Annotated in this window: 23 protein-coding genes and 2 tRNA genes; 24 read left to right on the top strand and 1 reads right to left on the bottom strand. The window is 72.6% G+C overall.

The window, feature by feature from the left end; genetic code table 11:
• Positions 1-12: 12 nt before the first annotated feature.
• The 8 genes from IH48_RS0129805 (at position 13) to IH48_RS0129770 (ending at position 8952) form a co-directional block, all read left to right on the top strand.
• Positions 13-807: a methyltransferase type 11 gene (locus tag IH48_RS0129805; RefSeq protein WP_030911505.1), complete on the top strand. Its 795-nt coding sequence runs from the start codon at positions 13-15 to the stop codon at positions 805-807.
• Positions 808-997: 190 nt separating this feature from the next.
• Positions 998-2965 (top strand): glycosyltransferase family 2 protein, encoded by a 1968-nt coding sequence (locus tag IH48_RS0129800; RefSeq protein WP_030911502.1) that lies wholly within the window; start codon positions 998-1000, stop codon positions 2963-2965.
• A 47-nt stretch (positions 2966-3012) separates the two neighbouring features.
• A complete protein-coding gene (gene rfbC / locus IH48_RS0129795) occupies positions 3013-3615 on the top strand; it encodes a dTDP-4-dehydrorhamnose 3,5-epimerase (RefSeq protein WP_030911499.1) in 603 nt (200 codons plus the stop codon).
• Between the two features lie 191 nt (positions 3616-3806).
• Entirely contained in the window at positions 3807-4910 is a 1104-nt protein-coding gene (proB, locus tag IH48_RS0129790) for a glutamate 5-kinase (protein WP_030911497.1), read from the top strand.
• A 150-nt stretch (positions 4911-5060) separates the two neighbouring features.
• Positions 5061-5579, top strand: coding sequence for a hypothetical protein (locus IH48_RS0129785; RefSeq protein WP_030911494.1), 519 nt, complete (start codon positions 5061-5063; stop codon positions 5577-5579).
• A gap of 115 nt (positions 5580-5694) precedes the next feature.
• The gene (locus tag IH48_RS0129780) at positions 5695-6978 is read left to right on the top strand and encodes a glutamate-5-semialdehyde dehydrogenase (RefSeq protein WP_030911491.1); all 1284 of its coding nucleotides are present in this window, start codon (positions 5695-5697) and stop codon (positions 6976-6978) included.
• Between the two features lie 82 nt (positions 6979-7060).
• Positions 7061-7678: a hypothetical protein gene (locus IH48_RS0129775; protein WP_030911488.1), complete on the top strand. Its 618-nt coding sequence runs from the start codon at positions 7061-7063 to the stop codon at positions 7676-7678.
• A 134-nt stretch (positions 7679-7812) separates the two neighbouring features.
• A complete protein-coding gene (locus IH48_RS0129770; RefSeq protein WP_051840860.1) occupies positions 7813-8952 on the top strand; it encodes a hypothetical protein in 1140 nt (379 codons plus the stop codon).
• A 6-nt stretch (positions 8953-8958) separates the two neighbouring features.
• On the opposite strand, the gene IH48_RS0129765 is transcribed toward IH48_RS0129770, so the two are convergent.
• A complete protein-coding gene (locus IH48_RS0129765) occupies positions 8959-10056 on the bottom strand; it encodes a M48 family metallopeptidase (RefSeq protein ID WP_030911481.1) in 1098 nt (365 codons plus the stop codon).
• A 176-nt stretch (positions 10057-10232) separates the two neighbouring features.
• Between IH48_RS0129765 and IH48_RS36710 the strand changes: the two genes are divergently transcribed.
• The 16 genes from IH48_RS36710 to IH48_RS0129685 all read left to right on the top strand — a co-directional run bounded on the left by IH48_RS36710 (position 10233) and on the right by IH48_RS0129685 (position 25307).
• Positions 10233-10400: a hypothetical protein gene (locus IH48_RS36710; protein WP_037843707.1), complete on the top strand. Its 168-nt coding sequence runs from the start codon at positions 10233-10235 to the stop codon at positions 10398-10400.
• Positions 10401-10483: 83 nt separating this feature from the next.
• Positions 10484-10633, top strand: coding sequence for a hypothetical protein (locus IH48_RS36705; RefSeq protein WP_199810030.1), 150 nt, complete (start codon positions 10484-10486; stop codon positions 10631-10633).
• A gap of 38 nt (positions 10634-10671) precedes the next feature.
• On the top strand, positions 10672-11286 hold the full coding sequence (gene nadD / locus IH48_RS0129750) for a nicotinate-nucleotide adenylyltransferase (protein ID WP_030911479.1): 615 nt from the start codon (positions 10672-10674) through the stop codon (positions 11284-11286).
• A 52-nt stretch (positions 11287-11338) separates the two neighbouring features.
• Positions 11339-13132 carry an LCP family protein gene (locus IH48_RS0129745; protein ID WP_030911476.1) on the top strand — a complete coding sequence of 598 codons (1794 nt, stop codon included), beginning with the start codon at positions 11339-11341 and terminating at the stop codon, positions 13130-13132.
• Positions 13133-13208: 76 nt separating this feature from the next.
• A complete protein-coding gene (gene rsfS / locus IH48_RS0129740) occupies positions 13209-13640 on the top strand; it encodes a ribosome silencing factor (protein ID WP_030911473.1) in 432 nt (143 codons plus the stop codon).
• Positions 13641-13684: 44 nt separating this feature from the next.
• Positions 13685-14320 carry a histidine phosphatase family protein gene (locus IH48_RS0129735; protein WP_030911470.1) on the top strand — a complete coding sequence of 212 codons (636 nt, stop codon included), beginning with the start codon at positions 13685-13687 and terminating at the stop codon, positions 14318-14320.
• 67 nt (positions 14321-14387) lie between these two features.
• Positions 14388-14460: transfer RNA gene (locus IH48_RS0129730), tRNA-Ala, on the top strand.
• Positions 14461-14847: 387 nt separating this feature from the next.
• Positions 14848-15081: a hypothetical protein gene (locus tag IH48_RS0129725; RefSeq protein WP_030911466.1), complete on the top strand. Its 234-nt coding sequence runs from the start codon at positions 14848-14850 to the stop codon at positions 15079-15081.
• Positions 15082-15161: 80 nt separating this feature from the next.
• Positions 15162-15234, top strand: a tRNA-Ala gene (locus IH48_RS0129720).
• Between the two features lie 265 nt (positions 15235-15499).
• Positions 15500-18385, top strand: a complete 2886-nt coding sequence (gene leuS / locus IH48_RS0129715) for a leucine--tRNA ligase (protein WP_030911463.1) — start codon at positions 15500-15502, stop codon at positions 18383-18385.
• A gap of 165 nt (positions 18386-18550) precedes the next feature.
• Positions 18551-19279, top strand: a complete 729-nt coding sequence (locus tag IH48_RS0129710) for a hypothetical protein (protein ID WP_030911460.1) — start codon at positions 18551-18553, stop codon at positions 19277-19279.
• Between the two features lie 99 nt (positions 19280-19378).
• The gene (locus IH48_RS0129705; RefSeq protein ID WP_030911457.1) at positions 19379-20224 is read left to right on the top strand and encodes a DegV family protein; all 846 of its coding nucleotides are present in this window, start codon (positions 19379-19381) and stop codon (positions 20222-20224) included.
• Positions 20225-20437: 213 nt separating this feature from the next.
• On the top strand, positions 20438-21484 hold the full coding sequence (locus IH48_RS0129700; protein ID WP_234434426.1) for a ComEA family DNA-binding protein: 1047 nt from the start codon (positions 20438-20440) through the stop codon (positions 21482-21484).
• Positions 21481-23955: a ComEC/Rec2 family competence protein gene (locus IH48_RS0129695; protein ID WP_030911452.1), complete on the top strand. Its 2475-nt coding sequence runs from the start codon at positions 21481-21483 to the stop codon at positions 23953-23955. The genes IH48_RS0129700 and IH48_RS0129695 overlap by 4 nt, the downstream gene beginning before the upstream one ends.
• A 160-nt stretch (positions 23956-24115) precedes the next feature.
• Positions 24116-25015 (top strand): YceI family protein, encoded by a 900-nt coding sequence (locus IH48_RS0129690; protein ID WP_030911449.1) that lies wholly within the window; start codon positions 24116-24118, stop codon positions 25013-25015.
• 46 nt (positions 25016-25061) lie between these two features.
• On the top strand, positions 25062-25307 hold the full coding sequence (locus IH48_RS0129685) for a hypothetical protein (protein ID WP_030911446.1): 246 nt from the start codon (positions 25062-25064) through the stop codon (positions 25305-25307).
• Positions 25308-25324 lie beyond the last annotated feature (17 nt).

The raw sequence follows: 25324 nt of genomic DNA, 5'->3' as shown, positions 1-25324 counted from the left end.
AAGGGCACCACAGTGGACCGCCACGGCTTCCTACGCCAACTGCACCGCGTGTACAAACCCCGGAACTACTTCGAGATCGGGGTCAATGACGGGCGCAGCCTGACCCTCTCCCGCGTACCGTCCGTCGCCGTCGACCCGGCGTTCAAGGTCGTCACGGAGATCGCCTGCGACGTCCACCTGGTCAAGCAGACCAGCGACGACTTCTTCGCACGCAAGGACCCGCTGCTCCACCTGCGCCCCGGCCGCAACCCGTTCCGCGCGCTGGCGCGCCGGGACCCGCTGTCCCTGTTCGGCGGGGACCCCAGGCTCGACCTGTCGTTCATCGACGGCATGCACATCTTCGAGTACGCGCTGCGCGACTTCATGAACGTCGAGAAGCACGCGCAGTGGTCGAGCGTCGTCGTCTTCGACGACATGCTCCCGCGCGACATCGACGAGGCGGCCCGTGACCGCCACACGAACGCGTGGACCGGCGACGTCTACAAGGTCGCGCAGGTGCTCAGGCGCTTCCGCCCCGACCTCGTGGTCGTCGAGGTCGACACCGCGCCCACCGGCGTGCTCGTGGTCTTCGGCATGGACCCGACGAGCACGGTCCTGGCGCACAACTACGACGCGATCCTCAAGGAGTACGTCGTCGACGACCCGCAGGACGTCCCCGAGGAGGTCCTGACGCGCAAGACCGCCGTCTCTCCCGAGGCGCTCCTCGGCGCGAGCTTCTGGCGCGAACTGACCCGCGCCCGCGACCTGCGCAAGTCGCGCTCCGCGTTCACGCCGATCCGCCGGCACATCGAGGCCGTCGGAAACTGACCGTGTGACGGCGGGCCGCGAGCGGTCCGTCCCGCCGCCGGGTCGGCACCGATTCAACGGTGTCCTCCCGGCGGTTTCTTTTCCCACACGAAATCGTCACACGAATTCGCGATGCGAATACTGCCTATACCCTGGACGCTACGCAGACCCGGATCCCGGGGCGTTTTCCCGACCAGTTGGGGCTTGGTGCATGTCCGTCAAGGTGAGCGTGATCATTCCGGTGTACAACCCAGGTGCGTACATCGAGGACTGCATCTCGTCATTGCTGAGACAGAGCCTCCCCGACGACGAATACGAAGCCATCTTCGTGGACGACGGGTCGAGCGACGAGACGCCCGCGCGACTGGACGAGCTGGCCGCGGCGCACCCGCACATGCACGTCGTCCACCAGGAGCCCTCGGGCTGGTCGGGTCGCCCGCGCAACGTCGGAATCGCCCGCGCACAGGGCGAGTTCGTGATGTTCGTCGACAACGACGACTGGCTCGGCGACGAGGCGCTCGAGCGGATGTACGACTACGGCACGGCCAACGAGGCCGACGTCGTCGTGGGCAAGATGGCCGGCAAGGGCAGGCCCGTTCCGCTGGAACTCTTCCGGGTGAACCGCCCGAAGGCCACCGTCGACAACGCGCCGCTGATCGACAGCCTGACCCCGCACAAGATGTTCCGCAAACGGTTCCTCGAAAAGAATAAAATCCTCTTCAAGGAGGGCCGCAGGCGTCTTGAGGACCACGTCTTCGTCGCCGAGGCATATCTCCTGGCCTCGAACGTCTCCGTCCTCAGCGATTACGTGTGCTACTACCACGTAAAACGCGAGGACGCGTCGAATGCCGGATTCCAGCGCTTCGATCCGGTCGGATACTTCCGCAATCTGCGCGAGGCGCTCGACGTGGTCGAGCACAACACCGAGCCGGGACGGCTGCGCGACAAGCTCTACCGCCGCTGGCTTCGCAACGAGATGGTGGAGCGGCTGCGCGCGCAGCGTTTCCTGTCGCTGCCCGATGACTACCGCAAGGAGCTGTACGACGAGATCCGCGCGGTGGTCGGTGAGCGCATGGGCCCCGGCGTGGCGGCCGGCCTCCAGCCGACCCAGCAGGTCGTCGCCGCACTGATCTCCACCGGTCGCTTCGAGGACGTCGGGACGTACGCCCGCTGGGAGGCGGGGATCAAGCCCACCGGGCGTCTCGAGACCATGGAGTGGGGCGAGGCGGGCCTGTCCCTCGGCTTCTCCGCCGAGTTCCAGATCGAGGGCGAGCCCCTGCGGTTTCGCACCGAGGACGGCGAACCCCTGCTCGACCTGCCGTTCGGCCCCGAGGCACTCGCCGCGATCACCGAGGCGGGCGCGAGCACGCGCGCCACCGTCGACGGCGCCCGGGTCGGCCTCGTCGTCAAGGAACGCAGCAGCGCCGCCGAGTTCTACCAGCCGATCGAACTCACGGTGGAGCGCGTGCCGCTGGAAGGCGACGGCGACTTCCGCATGGTGCTGCGCGCACGCGCCACCGTCGACCCGGCCACGGCCGCGGGCGGCGGCCCGCTCGGCCCCGGCATCTGGGACATCCACGTGCGCATCATCGCCTGCGGCTGGTCCAAGGCCGCCCGTCTCGGCTCCGTGCGCGACGAGACCGTCGACAAGGCCCGCAGGGGCGCCCTGACCGGCGAGCCGCGCCGCCTGGTCATGCCGTACTGGACGCAGGGGTACGGGAACCTCTCCCTCGACGTCGACTGCGAGACGAACTGGATCGACCGCGACCTGGCCCCGCTCACCCCGCAGGACATCACGCTCGCGGGCGGCGCCGTGCGCCTCCCCGTACCGCTGCACGTGGCGGCCGGGCAGGGGGCCGACCTGCGACTCAAGCCCCTCAAGGGCGGTTCCGCCACCCGCGTGCCCGCGTCGCTCGCGCCCGGGGACGGCGGCGCCGTCCTGACCGCGACCCTCCCGACCGCGGAACTGGCCCGCCGCACCTGGAAGGTGGAGCTGGGCGTGCCCTCGGCGCGGCGCGGCGCCCCGCGCTGGACGCCGCTGCCCGTCGGCGTGCGCGTGCGCGCCGACGGACGGGCCGCCTTCGCGCCCGCTTCCGCCCTCACCGGCGACCCCCGTAAGCGGGCATCGCTGCCGCAGCGGATCATGAGAAGGCTGCGCCGCGCCCTCTCCCGGGCGTGACGGACCCCACCACAAGCACCGACGCGAGCCAGAAAGCTGAGTCAGTCATGCGACCCCTGTCCATCGAAGGCGCGTGGATCCACGAACCGAAGGTCTTCCCCGACGACCGCGGCTCCTTCCACGAGTGGTTCCGCGCAGCCGACCTCCGGGACGCCGACGGGCACGACCTCGACCTCGCCCAGGCCAACTGCTCCGTGTCGCGGCGCGGCACGCTGCGAGGCATCCACTACGCCGACGTGCCGCCGAGCCAGGCCAAGTACGTCAAGTGCGTGCGCGGCGCGGTGATCGACTTCATCGTGGACATCAGGACCGGCTCTCCCACGTACGCGTCGTGGGAGGCCGTGCGCCTGGACGACGAGACGCACCACGCCGTGTACCTCTCCGAGGGGCTCGGGCACGCGTTCTTCGCGCTCACCGACGACGCCACCGTCGTCTACCTGTGCTCCTCGGGCTACGCGCCGGAGCGCGAGCACGGCATCGACCCGTTCGACCCGGACCTCGGGATCGAGTGGCCCGAGGGCATCGAGCCGCTGCTGTCGTCGAAGGACGCGCAGGCGCCCTCGCTTGCCGAGGCGGCGCGGCGCGGACTCCTGCCGACCTACGAGGAGAGCACGGCCTTCCGCGCGTCGCTGCGCCCCGCGGCCCACTGAGCGCACCGGCCGGGCCGTGAGGGCCGGCCGCACCGCCGCGGGACCCACCGTCCGGCAGGTGGAAAGGGTGTCCGCCGCCACGGACCGTACGCGTACGCTGACCGGCGCAAGGCGGCGGACGGTGAGCGGGAGAGCAGGGGCGACGGGACGTGGCAGCGGCACGGCAGCAGGCGCAGACGCGGCGGGACGCCGTGACGGGCGCGCGGAGGATCGTCGTCAAGGTCGGCTCCTCGTCCCTGACGACCGCCGCGGGCGGGCTCGACGCCGACCGGGTGGACGCCCTGGTCGATGTGCTCGCCTCGGTGCGCGGCGGCGAGCGCGAGGTCGTGCTCGTCTCCAGCGGCGCCATCGCGGCGGGCCTCGCCCCGCTCGGCCTGGGGCGCCGCCCCCGCGACCTGGCCCGCCAGCAGGCCGCCGCCAGCGTCGGCCAGGGGCTGCTGATCGCCCGCTACACGGCCTCGTTCGCCCGCTACGGCGTGCGCGTGGGCCAGGTGCTGATGACGTCGTACGACACCAGCAGGCGTAGCCACTACCGCAACGCGTACCGCACCCTCGAACAGCTCCTGCGGATGGGCGCGCTGCCCGTCGTCAACGAGAACGACACCGTCGCCACGGACGAGATCCGCTTCGGCGACAACGACCGCCTCGCCGCCCTCGTCGCCCACCTCGTACGCGCCGACCTGCTCGTGCTCCTGTCCGACGTGGACGGCCTCTACGACGGCGACCCGGCCACCCCGGGCGCCTCGCGCGTCGGCGAGGTGCGCGGCCCCGGCGACCTCGCGGGGATCACGATCGGCAGCGCCGGCAAGGCCGGGGTGGGCACCGGCGGCATGGCCACCAAGGTCGAGGCGGCCAGGATCGCCACGGGCGCGGGCGTCCCCGTCGTCCTGACCTCCGCGAGCCGCGCCGCCGACGCTCTCGCGGGACGCGAGAGCGGCACGTACTTCCACCCCACGGGGCGGCGCTCGCGCGGCCGGCTGCTGTGGCTCGCGCACGCCTCCACGCCACGCGGCGCCCTCACCCTGGACGACGGCGCGGTGCGCGCCGTCGTGGAGCGCCACACGTCGCTGCTCGCCGCCGGGATCGCCGCGGTGGAGGGCGAGTTCGGCGCCGGCGACCCGGTGGAGCTGCGGGACATGGACGGCATGGCGGTCGCCAGGGGCCTGGTCAACTTCGACGCGAAGGAACTGCCGCAGCTGCTCGGACGCTCCACCCGCGACCTGGCCAGAGAGCTCGGCCCGGCCTACGAGCGCGAGGTCGTACACAAGGACGATCTGGTGGTGCTCCAGCGCTGAGGCGGCCCCCCGATGGGCTGAGAAAGGGTGTGGGAGGCGTTCCGGCGGCGTGGAGGTTGCCGAAAACGCCCCCAAGGGCGGCCTCGGGCTGGTCAACTCTATGGGGGGACAGGGGAAGCAGCAGCACCGATCAGCAGGAGGAGGCCGCCGGTGAGACGAGTGCGTCCAGGCACGGCGATCCGCCCGGGCGGAGGCGTCCACGCCCGGCGGACGGCGGGACACGAGACGATCCTCACGAGTGTCGACGCCGGCGACGACTTCGGCGCCCCCGGCGGGCACGGGCGGCCCGCCGGCGAGCCCGAGGGTTCCGACGGCGGGGCACGTCCGGTGTCGCGGCTGTGGCACGTCACGCTCAGCGTCTCGGGCGACGAGGCGCCGCTCACCGACGTCAGGCGGGCGCTCGAACAGCTGGCGCACGACCACCCCTTCCTGCTGACCAGCAGATACGCGGGCGATCACGCCGAGATCAGGTACTGGGAAGAGGCCAGGGACCTGCACGACGCGGCGGCCGTCGCGCTGCGGCTGTGGGGCGAGCACAGGTCGAGCGCGAAGCTGCCGCCCTGGGAGATCGTCGGCCTCGAGGTCATCGACCGGGAGACGTACCACCAGCGCGTGGCGGAGGGGTACGGGCCGCCGCCCGCGGCCCGCGTCGGCGTCCACCCGTTCTGACCGCGGGCGCGCCCCCGGAACCGTCCCCCGCCGCCTCGGCGGACGGGGACGGGGGGCGTCTCGCAGTGCGGGATACGGGCGGAAAGCCTGCTCCGCGCGCACTACGCTGCGGTTCATGACCTCGCTCTCGCCCTACGACAACCTCTCAGCGGTCGCCAGGGCCGCCTACCGGTCGAAGTCGGCCGCTGAGGACCTCGCACCGCTGCCGCGCGCGGCCAAGGACGACGCGCTGCTCGCGATCGCCGACGCGCTCGAGGTGCGCACCCACGAGATCGTCACGGCCAACGCCGAGGACGTCGAGCGGGCCCGGCGTGCGGGCGCCGAGGAAGCGATGATCGACCGGCTGACGCTCACCCCCGAGCGGGTGCGGGCCATGGCGCGGGACGTGCGCGACGTGGCCGCGCTGCCCGACCCGGTCGGCGAGGTGGTGCGCGGCTCGACCCTGCCGAACGGCATCGACCTGCGGCAGGTCCGGGTGCCGCTCGGCGTGGTCGGCATCATCTACGAGGCGCGTCCCAACGTGACCGTCGACGCGGCCGCGCTCTGCCTGAAGTCGGGCAACGCCGTGCTGCTGCGCGGCTCCTCGTCCGCGATCGCGTCCAACACCGCGCTCGTACGGGTGGTGCGCGACGCGGTCGGCGGGGCTGGTCTTCCGGCGGACGCGGTGCAGCTGGTGCCGGGCGAGGACCGCGACTCGGCGCGCGAACTGATGCGGGCGCGCGGCCTGGTGGACGTCCTCATCCCGCGCGGCGGCGCCGCGCTGATCCGCACCGTCGTGGAGCAGTCCACGGTGCCGGTCATCGAGACCGGCACGGGCAACTGCCACGTGTACGTCGACGCCGACACCGACCTGGACATGGCCGTGTCGATCCTCGTCGACTCCAAGGCGTCCAGGCCCAGCGTGTGCAACGCCGCGGAGACGCTTCTCGTGCACCAGGACGTCGCGGCCGACTTCCTGCCGCGCGCGCTCGACGCACTCGCCGACGCGGGGGTGACGGTCCACGGCGACGAGCGCGTCGTGCCGTACGGCGAGCGGAGCAAGGCGACGGTCGTGGCGGCCACCGCGGACGACTGGGAGACCGAGTACCTCTCGTACGACATCGCGGCCGCGGTCGTCGACTCGCTGGACGCGGCGGTGGCGCACATCAGGCTCTGGTCGTCCGGGCACACCGAGGCCATCGTCACGACCTCGCAGGCGGCGGCCCGCAAGTTCACCCGGTTGGTGGATTCGACGACGGTCGCCGTGAACGCGTCCACCCGCTTCACCGACGGCGGCCAGTTCGGCTTCGGCGCCGAGATCGGCATCTCCACGCAGAAGCTGCACGCGCGCGGCCCGATGGGCCTGCCCGAGCTGACGTCGACCAAGTACATCGTCACCGGGGACGGCCACACCAGGTAAGTGGCGCGGTTCATACCGCGTGGCAGGGGAAGAAGACGGACTCTCCCTGCCCAAAGCGGCCCGGCGGGGATACGCTGGATCCGTGGCGGACGACGTGGGGGGCAGGCCGTTCCAGGACGGCTGGGAGCCCGACGACGACCGCGGAGCGGACGAGGAGTTCGCCTCCGTGGTGCTCGACGAGGCCTTCGTGCGGGCGGCCGAGTTCCATGAGCCGTCGGCGGTCGAGCGGCTGCTCGCCGCCGCCCAGGCCCGCGCCGAGGCCGACGCCGCGAGGTCGCGCGCCGGCAGGCACGCCCCTGAGGAGGAGCACGAGCTCTGGGACGAGCTGTACAGCCGCAGGCACCCGGAGGCCCGCGCGCACGGCGCGTACGACCCCGACGACCCGGATGCGCCGAGCCCGTACGGCCGCCACGGCGGCACGCTGTTCCCCTACCACGGCCGGGCGCGCTGGCACCGGCCGGTGGCCTGGCTGCTCGCGCTGCTGATCGGCATCGGCATGGTGGCGCTCGCGCTCTCCGCGGTCTCCCGGGGCTCGGGAGGCGGCAGCAGGCCGGGGCAGGCGCCGCAGCCGGCCTCCACGGGAATAGACGCGCCGCGCGTCGAGGGGCCGGACGACCCCGCCGACGGCGGCGACAAGGCGGGCGGTGGCGGACGGCGCCAGTCGGCACCGCCGGTCTCGGCCGTGCCGCGCACCCGCTGAGCCGACCCGGGCGCCGGGCGCCTCGGATGCGTAACCGGAACCCGCTCCAGCCCTGATCGCCGATGGCCGGTTCTGGTGCAAGTTGACCTCTACGGCCGCGTTTACCTCCGTCCGCCGCGGCCTACTCTGAAAATATGGCAGGGCATGGAGACCCGCCCGAGGGGACACCCGACGGTCCGCCCGGAGGCGACGACGAGTACCGGTCCGTCGTCTTCGACGAATCGTTCGTCCGCGCTGCCCGCATCCAGGAGCTCTCCGCGCGCGAGCGCATGGCAGGCAGCGAGCACGCGGTGCGTACGCGCGGCTCTCGCGCGGGCGCTGCCACGCGCGGCCCCAGAAGAGGCCCACACCCGCTCCTGACGCTGTTCGTGCTGCTCGCGCTGGCCTTCGGCGCGGCCGTCTACCTGGGCTTCCGCCAGCCGAGCAGGCCGCCGGGCACGCCGCGCTCCGCCGCGCAGCTGCGGATGACCGTCGTACCACTCGCCCCCACCGCCGATGTGCCCGGCGGCACCCCTGCCGAGCTGCTGGCCAACAGCCCCGCGAAGAGCTTCCACGTCGGAGGAGAGGGCATCCCGACGCCGGTGCCGAAGAGCACGGCCCACTTCTCCGCGAGCCAGGTGGGGACCGCGCTCGGAATCGCCAAGAGCTACCTGGTCGCCTCCGCGCTCAACCCCGACGTGCTCGCCGGCCGGGACCGCGACGCCGTCCGCGACCTGCTCGACCCGGCGCAGACCGGCCAGTTCGACCGCTCGTTCGCCGCGCCGGACGCGGACGGACTGCACGAGCCGGCGGGCTGGCTGGTGTCGTTCGACCCCGCCAAGGTGCGGCAGGCGGACGGCGCGGTGCGGGTGCACGGCTCGATGGCGTACCGGGAGAGCGCCGACCGGGCGCTGGAGGTCAGCACGCACCATACGTTCGTCTATCTGCTGCGCCCGGCCGGCAGCACGGCGAAGGACGCGGCGTCGCTGTTCACCGTGCGGCGTGAGCTGCGGTTCCGCTTCGACATGAGCGACCTGGAGACCAAGCGCGCCCGGCTCGTGCAGAGCGACGTCGACGCGGGGCCCGAGGCGTGCTCCGCGGCGGCCCGCAAGGCGTTCGCGCCGCTGCTCGCGGGCGCGAGCGCCCCGTCGGGCGATCCGGTGGAGGTCGACCCGTTCGCCCCTGGCCGCCTGACGGGGGACCTGTGCGGGGCGCTCGGCGCGCCGGGGCGCTCGGCGCCGGCGCACGCGGCAAGCACGCACGCGGCGCCGACGCACTCGCCCACCGCGCACTGACGCGGCTCAGGCGCCCGCCTGGCCGCCGTCCGTCGGCTCATCGCCCTGGCCGCCCTGGCCGCCCGCCGCGTTGCCGCCCTGGCCGCCCATGAAGCGGTCACGCAGCTTGCCGCCGAGGTCGCCCGCGCCGCCCGCGATGTCGCCCACCAGCTTGAACAGCGGGTCCTTGCTGCCCTTGACGGTGTCGGCGTAGTGCGACGCGGAGTCGCGGAACGAATCGGACACCGAGGCGTCCTTGTCCTCGTCCCTGCGCGGGTAGTGCCCGTCCATGATCCGCTGGTAGTCGCGGCTCGCGGCCCACTTCTTCAGCTCCGCCGCCCGCACCGTCGTGAACGGGTGCGAGCGCGGCAGCACGTTCATGATCTTCAGGACCGAGTCGCGCAGGTCGCCCGCGCTCTCGTACTCCTCGGCCTGGGCGAGGAACGCGTCCACGTTCATCTCGTGCAGGTGGTTGCCGCCCGCGATCTTCATCAGGCCGCGCATCGACGCCTGGAGGTCCTGCCCGACCAGCAGCCCCGCGCGGTCCGCCGACAGCTCCGACTTGCGGAACCACTCGCGCAGCGCGGTGACGATCGCCATGACCGCCACGTTCCCCAGCGGGATCCAGGCGACCTTCATCGCGAGATTCGTCAGGAACAGCAGGATCGTCCGGTACACCGAGTGCCCGGACAGCGCGTGGCCCGTCTCGTGGCCCACGACCGCCCGCATCTCCTCCTCGTCGAGCAGCTCGACCAGGCCCGTGGAGACGACGATGATCGGCTCGTCGAGCCCGACACACATGGCGCTCGGCTGCGGGTTCTGCGTGACGTACATCGTCGGGACCTTCTTCAGGTCGAGGACGTACGACGCGTCGAGGAGCATCTCGTGCAGGTGCGGGAACTGCGCCTCGCTCACCCGCACCGAGTCGGAGAGGAACAGCAGCCGCAGGCTGCGCTCGGGCAGCAGGCCGCTGAGCGCCTTGAAGACGGTGTCGAAGCCGCTCAGCTTCCGCAGCGCGACCAGCGCGGAGCGGTCGGCGGGGTGCTCGTAGGCCCGCGAGGAGATGCCGGGGAAGCGCCTGCGCTTCCGCATCGGAACGCCGCTGTGGTCGCTGTCGTCGGTCATGGCCCGTCCCCTTGCTGCGTCACCTGTCCCGTACGGGATCCCGCACGGGATGCCGGCTCGTCCCCCTGCCGGAGAACAGCCTAGGCGCTGGGGCTACCGTGTGGGTGGGGGCAACAGCCGCTTCCCGGTACGTTTCCGGTGCGGCGGTCAGCGAGAGATCGAGGAGCGCACTCGTCATGCAGGCAGCCACCACACTCGCCGCGGCGTTGGCCACCGCGGGCCAGCAGGGCGCCGGTACGGTCCTGCGTGTCGTGATCGTCGTCATGGTTCTCGGCGCGGTCTTCCTCGCCTGGTTCCTGCTGCGCGGCTACGGCGACAACGGCGACAATGGGGGCAACGACTGAGTCGGCATGTGCCCGCCGCGCGGGCCCGCATACGATGTGCCCGAAGTCACCGACCCACCGTCGATCGATAGGTCCTGTTGAAGATGATCGCCTCCGGTACCACCGCACATCTCGCCACCCTCGCCGAGGGCAGCGGCCACGACAGCCTGAGCCCCTACCTGACCGGTGGCGGGGCCCTGTTCGTCCTGTTGTTGCTGCTGTGGGTCACCACGCGCTTCAACCGGGACCGCTGAGCGACGGCCGAAACCACGTGCCAGTAGGCTCTGCGGGCATGGAAGAGCAGCGAGGACCCGCCGCCCCCGGCAGGCGCCGACTCGGCGTGATGGGCGGGACATTCGATCCTGTCCACCACGGCCACCTGGTGGCGGCCAGCGAGGTGGCGGCGCTTTTCCACCTCGACGAGGTGGTCTTCGTGCCGACGGGCGAGCCGTGGCAGAAGAGCCACAAGGCGGTGTCCCCCGCGGAGGACCGCTACCTGATGACGGTCATCGCCACGGCCTCCAACCCGCAGTTCTCGGTCAGCCGTATCGACATCGACCGCGGCGGCCCGACGTACACCATCGACACCCTGCGTGACCTGCGCGAGCTCAACCCGGACGCCGACCTCTTCTTCATCACCGGCGCCGATGCGCTGTCGCAGATCCTCACGTGGCGGGACGCCGAGGAGCTCTTCGCGCTCTCGCATTTCATCGGGGTCACCCGTCCGGGGCATGATCTGACGGACGACGGGCTGCCCAAGGGCGGTGTCTCCCTGGTCGAGGTGCCCGCGCTGGCCATCTCGTCCACGGACTGCCGGGAGCGCGTCGTCAAGGGCAACCCCGTCTGGTACCTGGTGCCGGACGGCGTCGTGCGGTACATCGACAAGCGCCAGCTGTACCGCGCGTGAGCGATCGGGCGCGCGAGCGCCCACGGCAGTCACCCACCGAAGAGGGGCACCGGTGAACGACCAGCAGCAGCCGCCGTACGGTCCTGGTCCATACGACCCGTACAACGGCGGCCCGCGGGTCGTCGGGTACGACGCGTACGGCCGGCCCGTGTACGAGCAGCCCGGCGACGAGCAGCAGGGGTACGGCTACGGATACGACACCGGGCAGCAGCCGACGGTGCCGGGCCAGGACCCCGCAGCCGGCGCCGGAAGCGGGCAGCCCTACGGGTACGGCCCCTACGGGCAGCAGCCGGGGGCTCAGGGGCAGCCGCAGCAGGGCCGTCCGCCCGGGTACGGCGACCCCTACGGGCAGCAGCAGGGCTACGGGTACGGCGGCTACGGCCAGGCAGGCGACTACGGCACGGGGCAGCAGCCCGCCGCTGTCGACACCACCCAGCAGTGGAACATCCCGCAGCAGCAGCAGCAGCAGCAACAACAACAACAGCCGCCGCAGCAGCACGGCACGGGGCAGCGGGAATTCCCCGACCAGGCCGGCGCGGACACCGGGAGCCGGGCGGCCGTGCCCGGCCAGCGCCCCGCACCCGAACAGGAGTACCGCACCGAGCAGTTCTCGTTCATCGAGGAGCCCGACGATGACTCCGAGGACGTCATCGACTGGCTGAAGTTCACCGAGAGCCGCTCCGAGCGGCGCGAGGAGGCCAGGCGGCGCGGCAAGCACCGGTTCGTCGCGCTGCTCGTCGTCCTCGCCGTCGTGGTGGTCGGCGGTGCCGGCTACCTCTGGTACGCGGGCAAGCTGCCGGGCGTGGGCGCGACGGCGAAGAAGCAGTCGGCGGCGTCAGGCGGCCCGCAGAAGCGCGACGTCATCGTGGTGCACCTGCACAACACGGCCGACAAGAGCACCTCGACGGCCCTGCTGGTCAACAACGAGACGACGGGGGAGGGCAGCACGGTCCTGCTGCCGAACTCCCTGGCCGTGACCAACGACGACGGCACGGTCACCACCCTCGGCAAGTCCGTGGACGAGGACGGCTCCGACGGCACGCGCACGGCACTCGGCAACCTGCTCGGCACCAAGGTCGCCGGCACGTGGCGGCTCGACACCCCGTACCTGGAGAACCTCGTCGACCTGGTCGGCAACATCGGCGTCACCACCGACACCGACGTGCCCGACACGAAGAAGGGCACCGCGCCCCTCGTCCACAAGGGCGCCGACCAGACCCTCAGCGGCAAGGCGGCCGTCGCGTACGCCACTTACCGTGCGCCGGGCGAGAGCGACGACAAGCAGCTCGAACGGTTCGGCGAGGTCATGCAGGCCACGCTGCGGAAGATGTCGAGCGACCCGAAGGCCGCGACCGTCACCGTGCAGACGCTTGCGCAGATCCTCGACCCGTCGCTGACCGACAGCGATCTCGGCGCGGCCCTCGCGAAACTCGCCGACCACGCGAAGAAGGACCGGTACAAGACCGTGGTCCTGCCCGTCGGGACCGACGGGCAGCTCGACTCGCGGGGCGAGAGCGAGGTCAAGCAGATCCTCGGCGGCTCGGTGAAGGCCTCGGACCCGTCGGGCTTCCTGCGGGTCGGTGTGAAGAACGCCACGGGCGGGAAGTCGGCCACGGAGACCGCACGCGTGAAGCTCGTGAACGCGGGCTACACCGTGGTCGACAGCGGCACGGGCGCCACGGCCGCCTCGTCCTCGGTCACGTACGCGGACCCGAAGGAGAAGGCGAAGGCCGCCGGGGTCGCCAAGACGCTGGGGCTGCCGGCGGGCGCTGTCAGGAAGGGCTCCGCGGGCAACGCCGATGTCGCCGTCGTCCTCGGCGAGGACTTCAAGCAGAAGCTCGGCTGAGACGGTCGCGGGGCGCGGCCTGTCAGTGGTCCGTGAGACCCTGGACTTCTCCACGACCACCGACGAAAGCCTGCTTGTGACCGCTACCGACCGTGCCGTCCAGCTCGTCGAGACCGCCGCCCAGGCGGCCGCCGACCGTCTCGCGCACGACATCATCGCCTACGACGTCAGTGACGTCCTGTCGATCACCGATGCCTTCCTGCTCGCCTCCGCGCCCAACGACCGGCAGGTCAAGTCGATCGTGGACGAGATCGAGGCGCGGCTCCAGAAGGAGTGCGGTGCCAAGCCCGTACGCCGCGAGGGCGACCGCGACGCGCGCTGGATCCTGCTCGACTACGTGGATGTCGTCGTCCACGTCCAGCACAACGAGGAGCGGGTCTTCTACGCCCTCGAGCGGCTCTGGAAGGACTGCCCCGAGCTGCCGCTCCCCGAGGACGCGGCGAAGACGAAGGGCAGGCGCGAGGAGCACGCGGCGCTGTCCGCGGAGGCCGACGGGGACGCGAGCTGAGCGCGTACGGCGCCAGCCCGCCCGCGTCCGCCGCGGAGGCGCCCCTGCGCGACCGCAGGATCGTGCTGTGGCGGCACGGGCAGACCCGGTGGAACGTCGAGGGCAGGTTCCAGGGCTCCACGGACATCGAGCTGACGGACGTCGGGATCCAGCAGGCCAGGCGTGCCGCGGGGCAGCTCGCGCAGCTGAAGCCGCACGCGATCGTCTCGTCCGACCTGCGCCGCGCCGCCGCGACGGCCGCGTGGCTCGCCGCCGAGACGGGCCTCCATGTGACGCACGACGCCGGCCTGCGTGAGACGTACGCGGGCGACTGGCAGGGCCTCACGCACACCGAGATCAACGAGCGGTACGGCGACGAGTACCTGGCGTGGAAGCGCGGCGAGCCCGTGCGCCGCGGCGGCGGGGAGCTGGAGACCGAAGTCGCCGACCGGGCCGCACCGGTCGTGCTGCGCCACGCGGACGCGCTGCCGGACGGCGGCACGCTCGTCGTGGTCAGCCACGGCGGCGCGATCCGCACCACGATCGGCCGGCTGCTCGGCATCGAGGCCCGCCACTGGGAGGGCCTCGGCGGGCTGACCAACTGCTTCTGGTCGGTGCTCGGCGAAGGGGTGCGCGGCTGGCGCCTGCTTGAGCACAACGCGGGCTCGCTGCCCGAGCCGGTCCTGGGCGACGACGACTGATTTCACTTTCCGGCGGCCCGCAGGCTAAGGTTCTTCTTGTCCGCGGCGCGCAGCGCACAGGACACACGGGGCTATAGCTCAGTTGGTAGAGCGCCTGCATGGCATGCAGGAGGTCAGGAGTTCAATTCTCCTTAGCTCCACGGTTCCTACGCAGACAGCGCCCCCGATCCGTTCACGGTTCGGGGGCGCTGCGCGTTTCCCCTCCCGGTGTTCCGCCCGTCCCGCGGCCGAGCGTGGCCGTGCGTATAACGACCCGGCTGTCAGCGGCGTGAGGGGGGCCGATTGCGGCTGCCCCACGCGGCCCCGCCATGGCAGAATCGGACCGCCGGAGGGGACGGTCGGCCGGGACGGGAGGAGAGCACGATGTCCGCCAGCAGCATCGACGATGATGCACTGCGTGCCGGAACGGACGGGTCCGCCCGTCTCAACTGCCCCTCCTGCGGCTCGTCCCATGTGGCACAGGTGCTCGGTGACAACGGTGGAGTCTCATACGTGTGCACGGCCTGCGGCCACAGCTGGAGCTAGTGATGGGCGCACACAGGCGTACCTGCGACTGGTGCGGCAGCGGCACGCCCATTGTCAGGGACATGGACCCGCTGAACCTCGCCTACCAGTACTGGTGCGAGGAGTGCGCGCGGGCACTGATCATAAAGGGCGACCCGATCGAGACGTACCGCGAGCTGGAGGGCGAGCCGATCTACGGACGGCTGCTCGACGAGCACTGCACGCTGAAGCGCTTCTACTCGTTCGCGCGGGCCTGACGCCGTTCGCGCGGGCCTGACGCCGGGGCCGACGAATTGGTGATCCAGCCTGGTCACCGTGTACTGTTGCCCCATCGCACGGGGCTATAGCTCAGTTGGTAGAGCGCCTGCATGGCATGCAGGAGGTCAGGAGTTCAATTCTCCTTAGCTCCACAATCGGTGTACTCGGCGTGAGGGCCCGCCCCCCAGGGGACGGGCCCTCACGCATGCGCCGTGCGGCCCTTGCGGCGGCTGCGGTAACCTGTGCGCATGCGTGCCGTACGCCTTCTGCTTAGCGAGCCGCGCTGATCAGTACCGGCGGATGAGAGATCCCGTCAAAATCAGCGCGGCGTCCCCTCCTGTGCGAGGGGTTTTTTCGTTCCCGCGGCAGAAACGACTGGGACCCGCGGCAGAGACGACCGATGGAGCTTCTGAGGACATGAGCGAGACGAACCCGGCTGCCGCCGGCGCGGAGAACACCGCGCCCCACCGCTACACGGCCGCCATGGCCGCCGACATCGAGGCGCGCTGGCAGGACTTCTGGGACGCCGACGGCACGTACGAAGCGCCCAACCCGAGCGGTGACCTGGCCGGCGACCCGGCGATCGTGGCCAGGCCCAAGCGGTACGTCATGGACATGTTCCCGTACCCGTCGGGCGTCGGCCTGCACGTAGGGCACCCCCTCGGCTTCATCGCCACCGACGTGTACGCGCGCCACCAGCGGATGACGGGCCACAACGTGCTGCACACGCTGGGCTTCGACGCCTTCGGCCTGCCCGCTGAGCAGCACGCCGTCGCCACCGGCACCCACCCCAGGGTCTCCACCGAGGCCGCCATGGAGAACATGACGCGGCAGTTGCGCCGCCTGGGTCTCGGCCACGACAAGCGGCGCGCGGTCGCGACGATCGACCCGGAGTTCTACCGCTGGACGCAGTGGATCTTCGTGCAGATCTTCCATTCCTGGTACGACCCGGCCGCGGGCAAGGCGCGGCCCGTCGAGACGCTCGTCGCCCAGTTCGAGCGGGGGCAGCGGCCGACTCCCGACGGGCGGCCCTGGTCGGCGCTCGGTGACGCCGAGCGCGCCGACGTGCTGGGGCGGTACCGGCTGGCGTACGCCTCGGACGCGCCGGTCAACTGGTGCCCCGGGCTCGGCACCGTGCTGGCCAACGAGGAGGTCACCGCGGACGGCCGCTCCGAGCGCGGCAACTACCCGGTGTTCAAGAAGAAGCTGCGCCAGTGGAACATGCGGATCACCGCGTACGCCGACCGGCTGATCGACGACCTGGACGCCCTGGACTGGCCCGAGGCCATCAAGCTCCAGCAGCGCAACTGGATCGGCCGCAGCGAGGGCGCGCGCGTCGACTTCCCGGTGGGCGGCGCGGGCGACGCGATCACCGTCTTCACCACGCGCCAGGACACGCTGTTCGGCGCCACGTACATGGTGCTCGCGCCCGAGCACGACCTGGTCGACAAGATCGTGCCCGCCGCCTGGCCCGCCGACACGCACGAGGTATGGACGGGCGGCCACGCGACCCCGGCCGACGCCGTCGACGCCTACCGCAAGCAGGCGGCCTCGAAGTCGGACGTCGAGCGTCAGGCGGAGGCCAAGGACAAGACGGGCGTCTTCACCGGCGCGTTCGCAACCAACCCCGTCAGCGGCGACCAGGTGCCCGTCTTCATCGCCGACTACGTCCTGATGGGCTACGGCACCGGCGCGATCATGGCCGTGCCCGCCCACGACAGCCGCGACTTCGCCTTCGCGCGCGCCTTCGAGCTCCCGATGCGCTGCGTCGTGCAGCCGACCGACGGCCGCTCCACCGACCCGGCCGCATGGGACGACGCGTTCGCCTCCTACGACGCCGTGCTGGTCAACTCCACGGGCACGGACATCGCCCTCGACGGCCTCGGCGTCGTCGAGGCCAAGGCCCGCATCACCGCCTGGCTCGCCGAGACCGGCATCGGCGAGGGCACAGTCAACTACCGGCTGCGCGACTGGCTGTTCAGCCGCCAGCGGTACTGGGGCGAGCCCTTCCCGATCGTCTACGACGAGGAGGGCACCGCGCACGCGCTGCCCGAGTCGATGCTGCCGCTCGAACTGCCCGAGGTCGACGACTACTCGCCGCGCACGTTCGACGCGGACGACGCCGACACCGAGCCCGAGACGCCGCTGTCGCGCAACGAGGACTGGGTCGAAGTCGACCTGGACCTGGGCGACGGACGGGGCGTCAGGCGCTACCGCCGCGAGACGAACACCATGCCCAACTGGGCGGGTTCCTGCTGGTACATGCTGCGCTACCTGGACCCGACCAACACCGCCGAGGCCGTCGACCCCGCCGTCGAGCGGTACTGGATGGGGCCGCGTGAGGGCATGCCGCACGGCGGCGTCGACCTGTACGTGGGCGGGGCGGAGCACGCCGTGCTCCACCTGCTGTACTCCCGCATGTGGATCAAGGTGCTGTTCGACCTGGGGCACATCTCGGCCTCCGAGCCGTTCCACAAGCTGTACAACCAGGGCATGATCCAGGCGTTCGTCCACCGCGACAAGCGCGGCATCGCCGTACCCGCGGCCGAGGTCGAGGAGCGCGACGGCGCCTACTACTACGAGGGCGAGAAGGTCAGCCGGCTGCTCGGCAAGATGGGCAAGTCGCTGAAGAACGCCGTCACGCCCGACGAGATCAGCGCCGAGTACGGCACGGACACGCTGCGCCTCTACGAGATGGCCATGGGCCCGCTCGACGTGTCCAGGCCCTGGGACACGCGCGCGGTCGTCGGCCAGTACCGGCTGCTGCAGCGGCTGTGGCGCAACGTCGTGGACGAGGCGACCGGCGACGTCACCGTGGTGGACGCCGAAGCCGGCGAGGAGACCCTGCGCGCGCTGCACAAGGCGATCGACGGGGTCACCCAGGACCTGGAGGCGCTGCGGTTCAACACCGCGGTCGCCAAGATCACCGAGCTGAACAACCACCTGACGAAGACGGCGGCCCCGGTCGCACGGTCCGTGGCCGAGCGGCTCGTGCTGCTCGTCGCGCCGTTCGCCCCGCACATCGCCGAGGAGCTGTGGCACCGGCTCGGCCACACCGACACCGTCGTCCACCAGGACTTCCCCGTCGCGGACCCGGCGTACGTCGTGGACGAGACGGTGACGTGCGTGGTGCAGGTCAAGGGCAAGGTGAAGGCGCGCCTCGACGTGCCGCCCTCGGTGTCCGACGCCGATCTCGAGGCGCTGGCGCTCGCCCAGCCCGGGGTGGTGGCGGCGCTGGGCGGCGCGGGGATCAGGAAGGTGATCGTCCGCGCGCCGAAGCTCGTGAACATCGTGCCGGCGTAGGCCCTTCGCCTCTGCCGGGCGGCCCCTGCGCCCGGCTCGTCAGGGGCCTCCCCTACGGGGCGGTTGGGGGTTCTGGAGGAACCCGCGGCCGCCCCGCTGCGTTTACCGTGGAAGGGGCCGCTGAGGCCCGGACCGACCGGGCCGCGACCGTTTCGGAGGGCACCCATGGAAGCCGTGCTGCTCATCGTGGTGCTGCTCTTCGTCGCCGCGGTCGTGGTGGGTGCGTACGCGACGGTGAAGGCGGTCGGGGCCGCCAAGCGGGGCGTGGACCGCACGATCGCGCAGGCGCGCCGTTCCGTCGAGGACACGACGCTGCGCGCCAAGAGCTTCGGGCAACCCGGCATGGCCGGCGAGCTCGCGCAGCTCAGGCTGCGGCTGCGGACGTCCATGCGGTCGACGCAGGAGGCGCTGTACGCGGGCGTCGCCGCCGACGCGTCGCTTGAGGAGTCGGCACGCCTCTTCGAACGGCTCAGCGCCCACGGACACGAGCTCGAGGGTCACCTCAAACACGCCGAGCGCGACCCGGACCGCGCGACGGTCGGCGCCCACCTTCAGGAGCTGCGGGAGCGCACGGAGCAGATCACGCGCGCCGCGGACTCGCTGCGGTGGGCGATCAGGGACAGGGCCAGGAAGTTCGCGGACGACGACCTGGCGGCACTGAGCGCGGACATCGATGTGGAGTCGGGAGCGCTGCGCCACTGGGCGCCCGTCGAGGAGCACGAGGGCCCACGGGAGTGGGGCCCGGCCGGCGCGGGGAGCACCGAGGCGGTGGAGGCGGCGGACGCCGCCGGGCCCGAGGCGATCGGCCCTTCCGACCCCCGGCGCTTCGCAGCCGGGAATCCGTTGCGCAAGGAGGCGTGGCGCACGCGGAAACGGCCGGAGGCGTCCGGCTGAGCCCGGGGCGGGGGGTTCGTACGGATACTGGTAGCGATGGTTCCGGTTCTCCGAGGCCCCGGCTGCCTGAGCAGCGCCGCTGCGGGTAACCTCCGGAGCATGTCCCGCCATGTCGCCATCGTCACCGATTCCACGGCCTACCTGCCGCCGCTGACGTCGCGGCACTACGGCATCACGGCGGTGCCCCTGACCGTCGTGCTCGGCGACAAGGCGTTCGAGGACGGCAGCGAGATCTCCGCGACGGCCGTGGCGGAGGCGTTGCGCAAGCGCAGGTCGGTGACCACTTCGCGGCCGAGCCCCGAGGCGTTCGCGGTCGCGTACCGCAAGGCGGCCGAGGCCGGGGCGAGCGGCATAGTGTCGCTGCACCTGTCGGCGGAGTTCTCCGGCACGTACGACGCGGCCGTGCTCGCGGCGCGCGACGCGCCCGTGCCCGTGCGGGTGGTGGACACGGGGATGGTGGCCATGGCACTCGGCTTCTGCGCCGTGGCCGCGGCCGAGGCCGCCGAGGGCGACGGCGGTCTCGAAGAGGCCGTCGCGGCCGCCGAGAGGCGCGCGAAGGCGACCTCCGCGTACTTCTACGTCGACACGCTCGACTATCTGCGCAGGGGCGGCAGGATCGGCGCCGCGCAGGCACTGCTGGGATCGGCGCTCGCGGTGAAGCCGCTGCTGCACCTGGACGGCGGGCGCATCGAGCTGCTGGAGAAGGTGCGCACCGCGTCCAAGGCGCTCGGGCGGCTCCGGGACATCGTGGTGGAGCGGGCCGGCGGGGGAGAGGTGGACATCGCCGTGCACCATCTCGCGGCTCCCGAGCGCGCCGCCGCGCTCGCCGAGCAGCTCGCCGACCGCGTGCCGGGCCTCGTGGAGCTGCACGTCAGCGAGGTGGGAGCGGTGATCGGCGCGCACACGGGGCCGGGGCTGCTCGGAGCGGTGGTCTCGCCCCGGTAGGGCGCTGCGGCGGGGCGGGCGCGTCACCCGCCGGGGTGGCCGAGTTGTCCACAACGGGCTGGTCGTCCACAGATCTCGACCAAGATCATCGCGAGCCGCGGCGGATACCTAACGTGTTGAGGCATGACCCTCCGTGTGCGGCCCCGCGCCCAGCCCCGACCTCTGCCCGCTCGTCCCGCGGCCACCCGTTCCGCCGGCGGTGGCTCCGGCCGGGTGCCTCGCTCTTCCCGGGCGCTCGTGCGTGCGCGCGAGAGGCAGGCGCGCGCGAGCGGGGAAGAGGCGGACACGGCGCTGATGCCCCCGCTGAAGCCGCCTGCCGGGCCGGACAGCGCGCGCCGCCGCGCGGACGCGCTGCTGGGAGGGGGCGCGGCAGCCGCATCGGCAGCTGCGCCCGGCGCCGAGTCCGACGCCGCGTGCGAGCCCGAGCCCGAGCCCCCGCCACTGGCGCGGGACGGTGGCGCGTCCTTCGGCGCGCTGGGCCGCCGCGAGCGCTTCACGCTCGCGCTGCGGGACCGGCTGCCGGTGTGGGTGAGGCTGCGGTTCGGGATCGAGCCGAGGGCACTGGCGGCGCTCGGCGCCGTGCTCGCGGTGGCGGCGCTGCTGGCCGTCCACCACTTCTGGGTGGCGCGGCCGAAAGCCGTCAGCGCCCCGCGGACGGTGGGCAGCGTGCGCGAGGCGGCGCCGTCCCCGGCCACCGCCGCCTCCAACGCGCCCCCGGCCTTGTCCGAGGGCGGCGGCCGGGGCGGGGCCCTGCCGTCGGCCGCCGCGGGGCCCGCGTCATCGGCGGGACCGCCCGCCAGGATTGTGGTGGACGTGGCGGGCGAGGTCCGCCACCCCGGCGTGTTCCGGCTGCCCACCGGCTCGCGGGTGGAGGACGCGCTGCGCGAGGCCGGAGGGGCGAAGAAGGGCACGGACCTCACGGGCATCAACAGGGCCCGCCTGCTGACGGACGGAGAGCAGGTCGTCGTCGGCGGCCCCGGCGGCGCCCCGGCCGTCTCGTCCGGTGGCGCGGGCGCGGGCGCGGGCGGTGGCGCGGGCGGGGGCGCCGCGCCACCGGGGGCCTCCACCGGACCCGTCAGCCTGAACTCCGCCACGAAGGACCAGCTCGACACGCTGCCGGGCGTGGGGCCCGTGCTGGCGCAGCACATCCTCGACTACCGCGCGCAGAACGGCGGGTTCCGTTCCGTCGACGAACTGCGCGAGGTCGATGGGATCGGTGACAAGCGCTTCGCCGATCTGGAACCGCTGGTGCGCCTGTGAAGCGTCGCGAGGGCCCGACCGCAGCGGACGGGCAGGGTCCCGGCCGCCTCGATCGCCTCGGCGAGGGCCCGGCCGACGCGCGGCTCGTGCCGCCCGCGCTCGCCGCATGGGGAGCTGCTGCCCTCGCCGTCGGCCTGCCGGCGCGCTGGACGGCCGCCGCCGTGGCCGGCTGCCTCGCGGCGGCGGCTGCGCTCTGGGCCCGGCGCTCCCGCACCTGGTGTCCCGTACTCGTGGCCGTGCTCTGCTGCGCGGCGGCGGGCGCGGTGTCGGCGGGACTGCACGCGGCGGACGTCCACCGCGGGCCGGTGCCCGCCCTCGCGGAGCGCTACGGGAGCGCCGCCGTCGAGGTGACCGTCTCGTCCGACCCGCGGCCGGTGCGGCAGAAGGTCACGGGCGACCATCTGGCGGCCGCGTCGCTGATGTTCGACGCGCGCGTCGTCAAGGTGTCCCCGCGCGCCGGGCCCGCCGTCGAGGTCGCCACGCCCGTCCTCGTGTTCGTGACGCCCGGCGGCCACACGGCGGCATGGCAGCGGCTGCTGCCGTCGACACGGCTGCGCCTCACGGCGCGGTTCGAGCCGCCGTTCCCGGACGACGCCACCCATGCGGCGATCCTGAGGCCCGCGCGCTCGGGGGCGCCGCCGGCCGTGGCCGGGCGGCCGACCTGGGCGCAACGCACCGCGGGCGGACTGCGGGCCGGGCTCAGGAAGGCCACGGCCCCGCTCCCGTCCGACGCGCGTGCGCTGCTGCCAGGACTGGTGGTCGGCGACACCTCAAGGATCACGGCGGAACTCGACGCCGCGTTCCAAGCCACCGACCTCACGCACCTCACCGCCGTCTCGGGAAGCAACCTCAGCCTTGTGCTGTCGCTGCTCATCGGCCCGCCCGCGCTCGCGCTGCGGGCGGAAAGACGGGGCCTCGCCGCCCGGTTGGGCATCCCCCTGCGGGTGACGGCACTGCTCGGCGGGGCGGTGGCCCTGGCGTTCGTCGTGGTCTGCCGTCCGGACCCGAGCGTGCTGCGGGCCGCCGCCTGCGGTCTTGTGACGCTGCTCGCCATCGCCACCGGCCGGCGCAGGTCGCTGATCCCGGCGCTGGCCGCGGCCGTACTGGCACTCGTGCTGTACGACCCGTGGCTGGCGCGCAGCTACGGCTTCGCGCTGTCGGTGCTGGCCACGGGTGCGCTGCTGACGATCGGGCCGCGGTGGAGCGCCGCGCTCGTGCGGCGCGGCGTGCCGGAGCGGCTCGCGGAGGTGCTCGCGGCGGCAGGCGCCGCGCAGGCCGTGTGCGCTCCGGTGGTCGCGGTGTTCGCCGCACGCGTCGGCCTGGTGGCGGTGCCGTGCAACCTCGCGGCCGAGCCGGCCGTGGCGTCCGCGACGGTGCTGGGGTTCGCGGCCCTGGCCACCGCGCCCGTCGCGATGCCGCTCGCCCACGTGCTGGCCCGGTGCGCGGGGTGGCCCGCCGGCTGGATCGCCGGGGTCGCACGAGCCGGGGCCGCGCTGCCCGGCGCGCAGCTGGCGTGGCCGGGCGGCTGGGCGAGTGGTGCGCTGCTGGCCGGGGTGACGGTCGCGCTGCTGCTGGTGGCGCGCGGGCTCAGGCACCGGCCCTGGACGGCGGCGGTGTGCGCGGTGCTGCTGCTCCTGGCGCTGCTTCGGCCGCCGGCGGTCACCCGGCTCGTGACGGGCTGGCCGCCGCCCGGCTGGTCCTACGCGATGTGCGACGTGGGCCAGGGGGACGCGACGGTACTCGCCGCCGGGCCGGGCAGCGCCGTCGTCGTGGACGCGGGCCCCGACGCGGCGCTCGTGGATCGCTGCCTGCGGCAACTCGGGGTGGAGCGGATTCCGCTGCTGGTACTCACCCACTTCCACGCCGACCATGTGACCGGGCTGCCCGGGGTGTTGCACGGGCGCTCCGTCGGGCAGATCGAGACGACGACGTTTTACGAGCCCGCGGGTGAGGCGGCGTTCGTCCGGCGCACGGCGGCCGCGGCCGGGGTGCCGGTGGCGCCCGCGGTGGCCGGGGAGCGGCGCGAGGTGGGGCCGCTGTCCTGGCGGGTGCTCTGGCCGCGCGCCGGTCCTGGGCCCGTGACGGAGGAGCCCAACGACTCCAGCGTCACCATGCTGGTGACCGTCGATCGCGGCCCCACGCTGCTGCTGCCTGGAGACCTCGAGCCGTTCGCGCAGCGGGCGCTGCTGAGGTCGTACCCCGCTCTGCCGCGTGTGGACGTCCTGAAAGTCGCCCACCACGGCTCCGCCCACCAGGACGCGCGTCTGATGCGCGTGCTGAGCCCGCGTCTCGCGCTGATCTCGTGCGGCACGGGCAACCCGTACGGGCATCCGTCACCGCGTACGGTGGGTGCGCTGCGGGCCTGGGGCGCGACGGTTCTGCGGACCGACAAGGACGGCGAGATCGCCGTCACGGGAAGCGGGAGGACGCTGCGCGCGGTGTCCCGGACAGCGGACCGGCCGACGGGATGAAGGACGCGTCTGCCATCATCGGCCGGACGGGAAACCGAACGACGGGCTTCCGTTCCTGCCGCCGGGTTTGCCCGGTACAGCACAACAGTGATCGAATGCCTATTCGTTCAGGAGCCGTGGGCGGGCTCCTGGCCAGTCAAGAGCCCAGGGGTATCACGACATGATCAGCCGCTTGTTCGGCCGGCGGACGTCCGCGGACCAGAAGAACCCGTTCTCGGGACTCTCGGTGCCACCGGGAGCCGGGCTGCTGACCTGCCGTGTCCTCAGCCCCGTGCGCGAGCCCGTCGTGAACGCCGAGTTCACGGTCACCGACGCCGGGGGCCGCAAGGTCGTCAGCGGCGAGACCGACCCGTTCGGCGGCGTGACGGCCATGGTGCCCAAGGGCGAGTACCGGCTCGCCATCACCGCCGACAGCTACAGCCCCTACCGGGCGAGCGCGTCGATCACCGAGGACGTCCAGCTGGCGTCGCTCGGGGACATCACGCTGCAGGACGCGCCGCCGCAGCCTCAGCCCACGCCCGGCGACTGGGAGATCGAACCGGCCCACTCGCGCGTCGGCTTCGTGGCACGGCACATCGGACTCGCCCGCGTCTACGGCCGGTTCGACAACTTCGCCGGCGCGATACGCATCGGCGAGTCGATGGAGGACTCGGCGATGCACGTCGTCATCGACGCCTCGTCGATCGACACCAACGTGCGGATGCGCGACGACCACCTGCGCTCGGGGGACTTCCTCGACGTCGAGAACTACCCGACGATGGAGTTCTACAGCGACCGCTTCCAGCACCGCGGCGGCGACAACTGGCTCATCACCGGCGCCCTGACGCTGCACGGCGTCACCCGCACGGTCACCCTCGACGCCGTGTACGGCGGTGTCCGCGTCGGCATGGAGAACGAGACGCGCGCGGCCGTGCGCGCCACCGCGGAGCTGCACCGCGAGGACTACACCATCAACTGGCAGACCATGCTGGCCCGTGGTATCGCCGCCGTCGGTTCGAGCATCAAGGTCGAGCTGGAGATCCAGATCGTGCCCAAGGGCACCGAGCTGCAGTTCAAGTAGGGGACGGGCGGGACGGCCCGGCGGACGGGAGCGCGGGGCACGGCACATGGACGACGTGACACACCTGCTGGTGCTGCCCGACCGCGAGTCGGCCGACGAGGCGGCTGAGCAGCTGGCGGACCGCTTCGGCACCACCCGGGAACCGCAGGTCGTACGCGACGCCCTGGCCGGCGAGGACGACGCCGAGGACGCGCAGTGGCTCGTCGTCGTGGCCGACCCCGAGGGCCGCATCGACCGGGCCGAACTGGAGGCGTACGCCGCGGCCTGGGACGGCTGGGTCGAGGCGCCCTAGCCGAGCGGCATCGCGCT

The sequence above is a fragment of the Streptomyces sp. NRRL F-5126 genome (assembly GCF_000721265.1).
Lineage (GTDB): Bacteria > Actinomycetota > Actinomycetes > Streptomycetales > Streptomycetaceae > Streptomyces.
The sequence above is the reverse complement of the archived record's forward strand: the minus strand, read 5'-3'. Positions and strand labels throughout refer to the sequence as shown.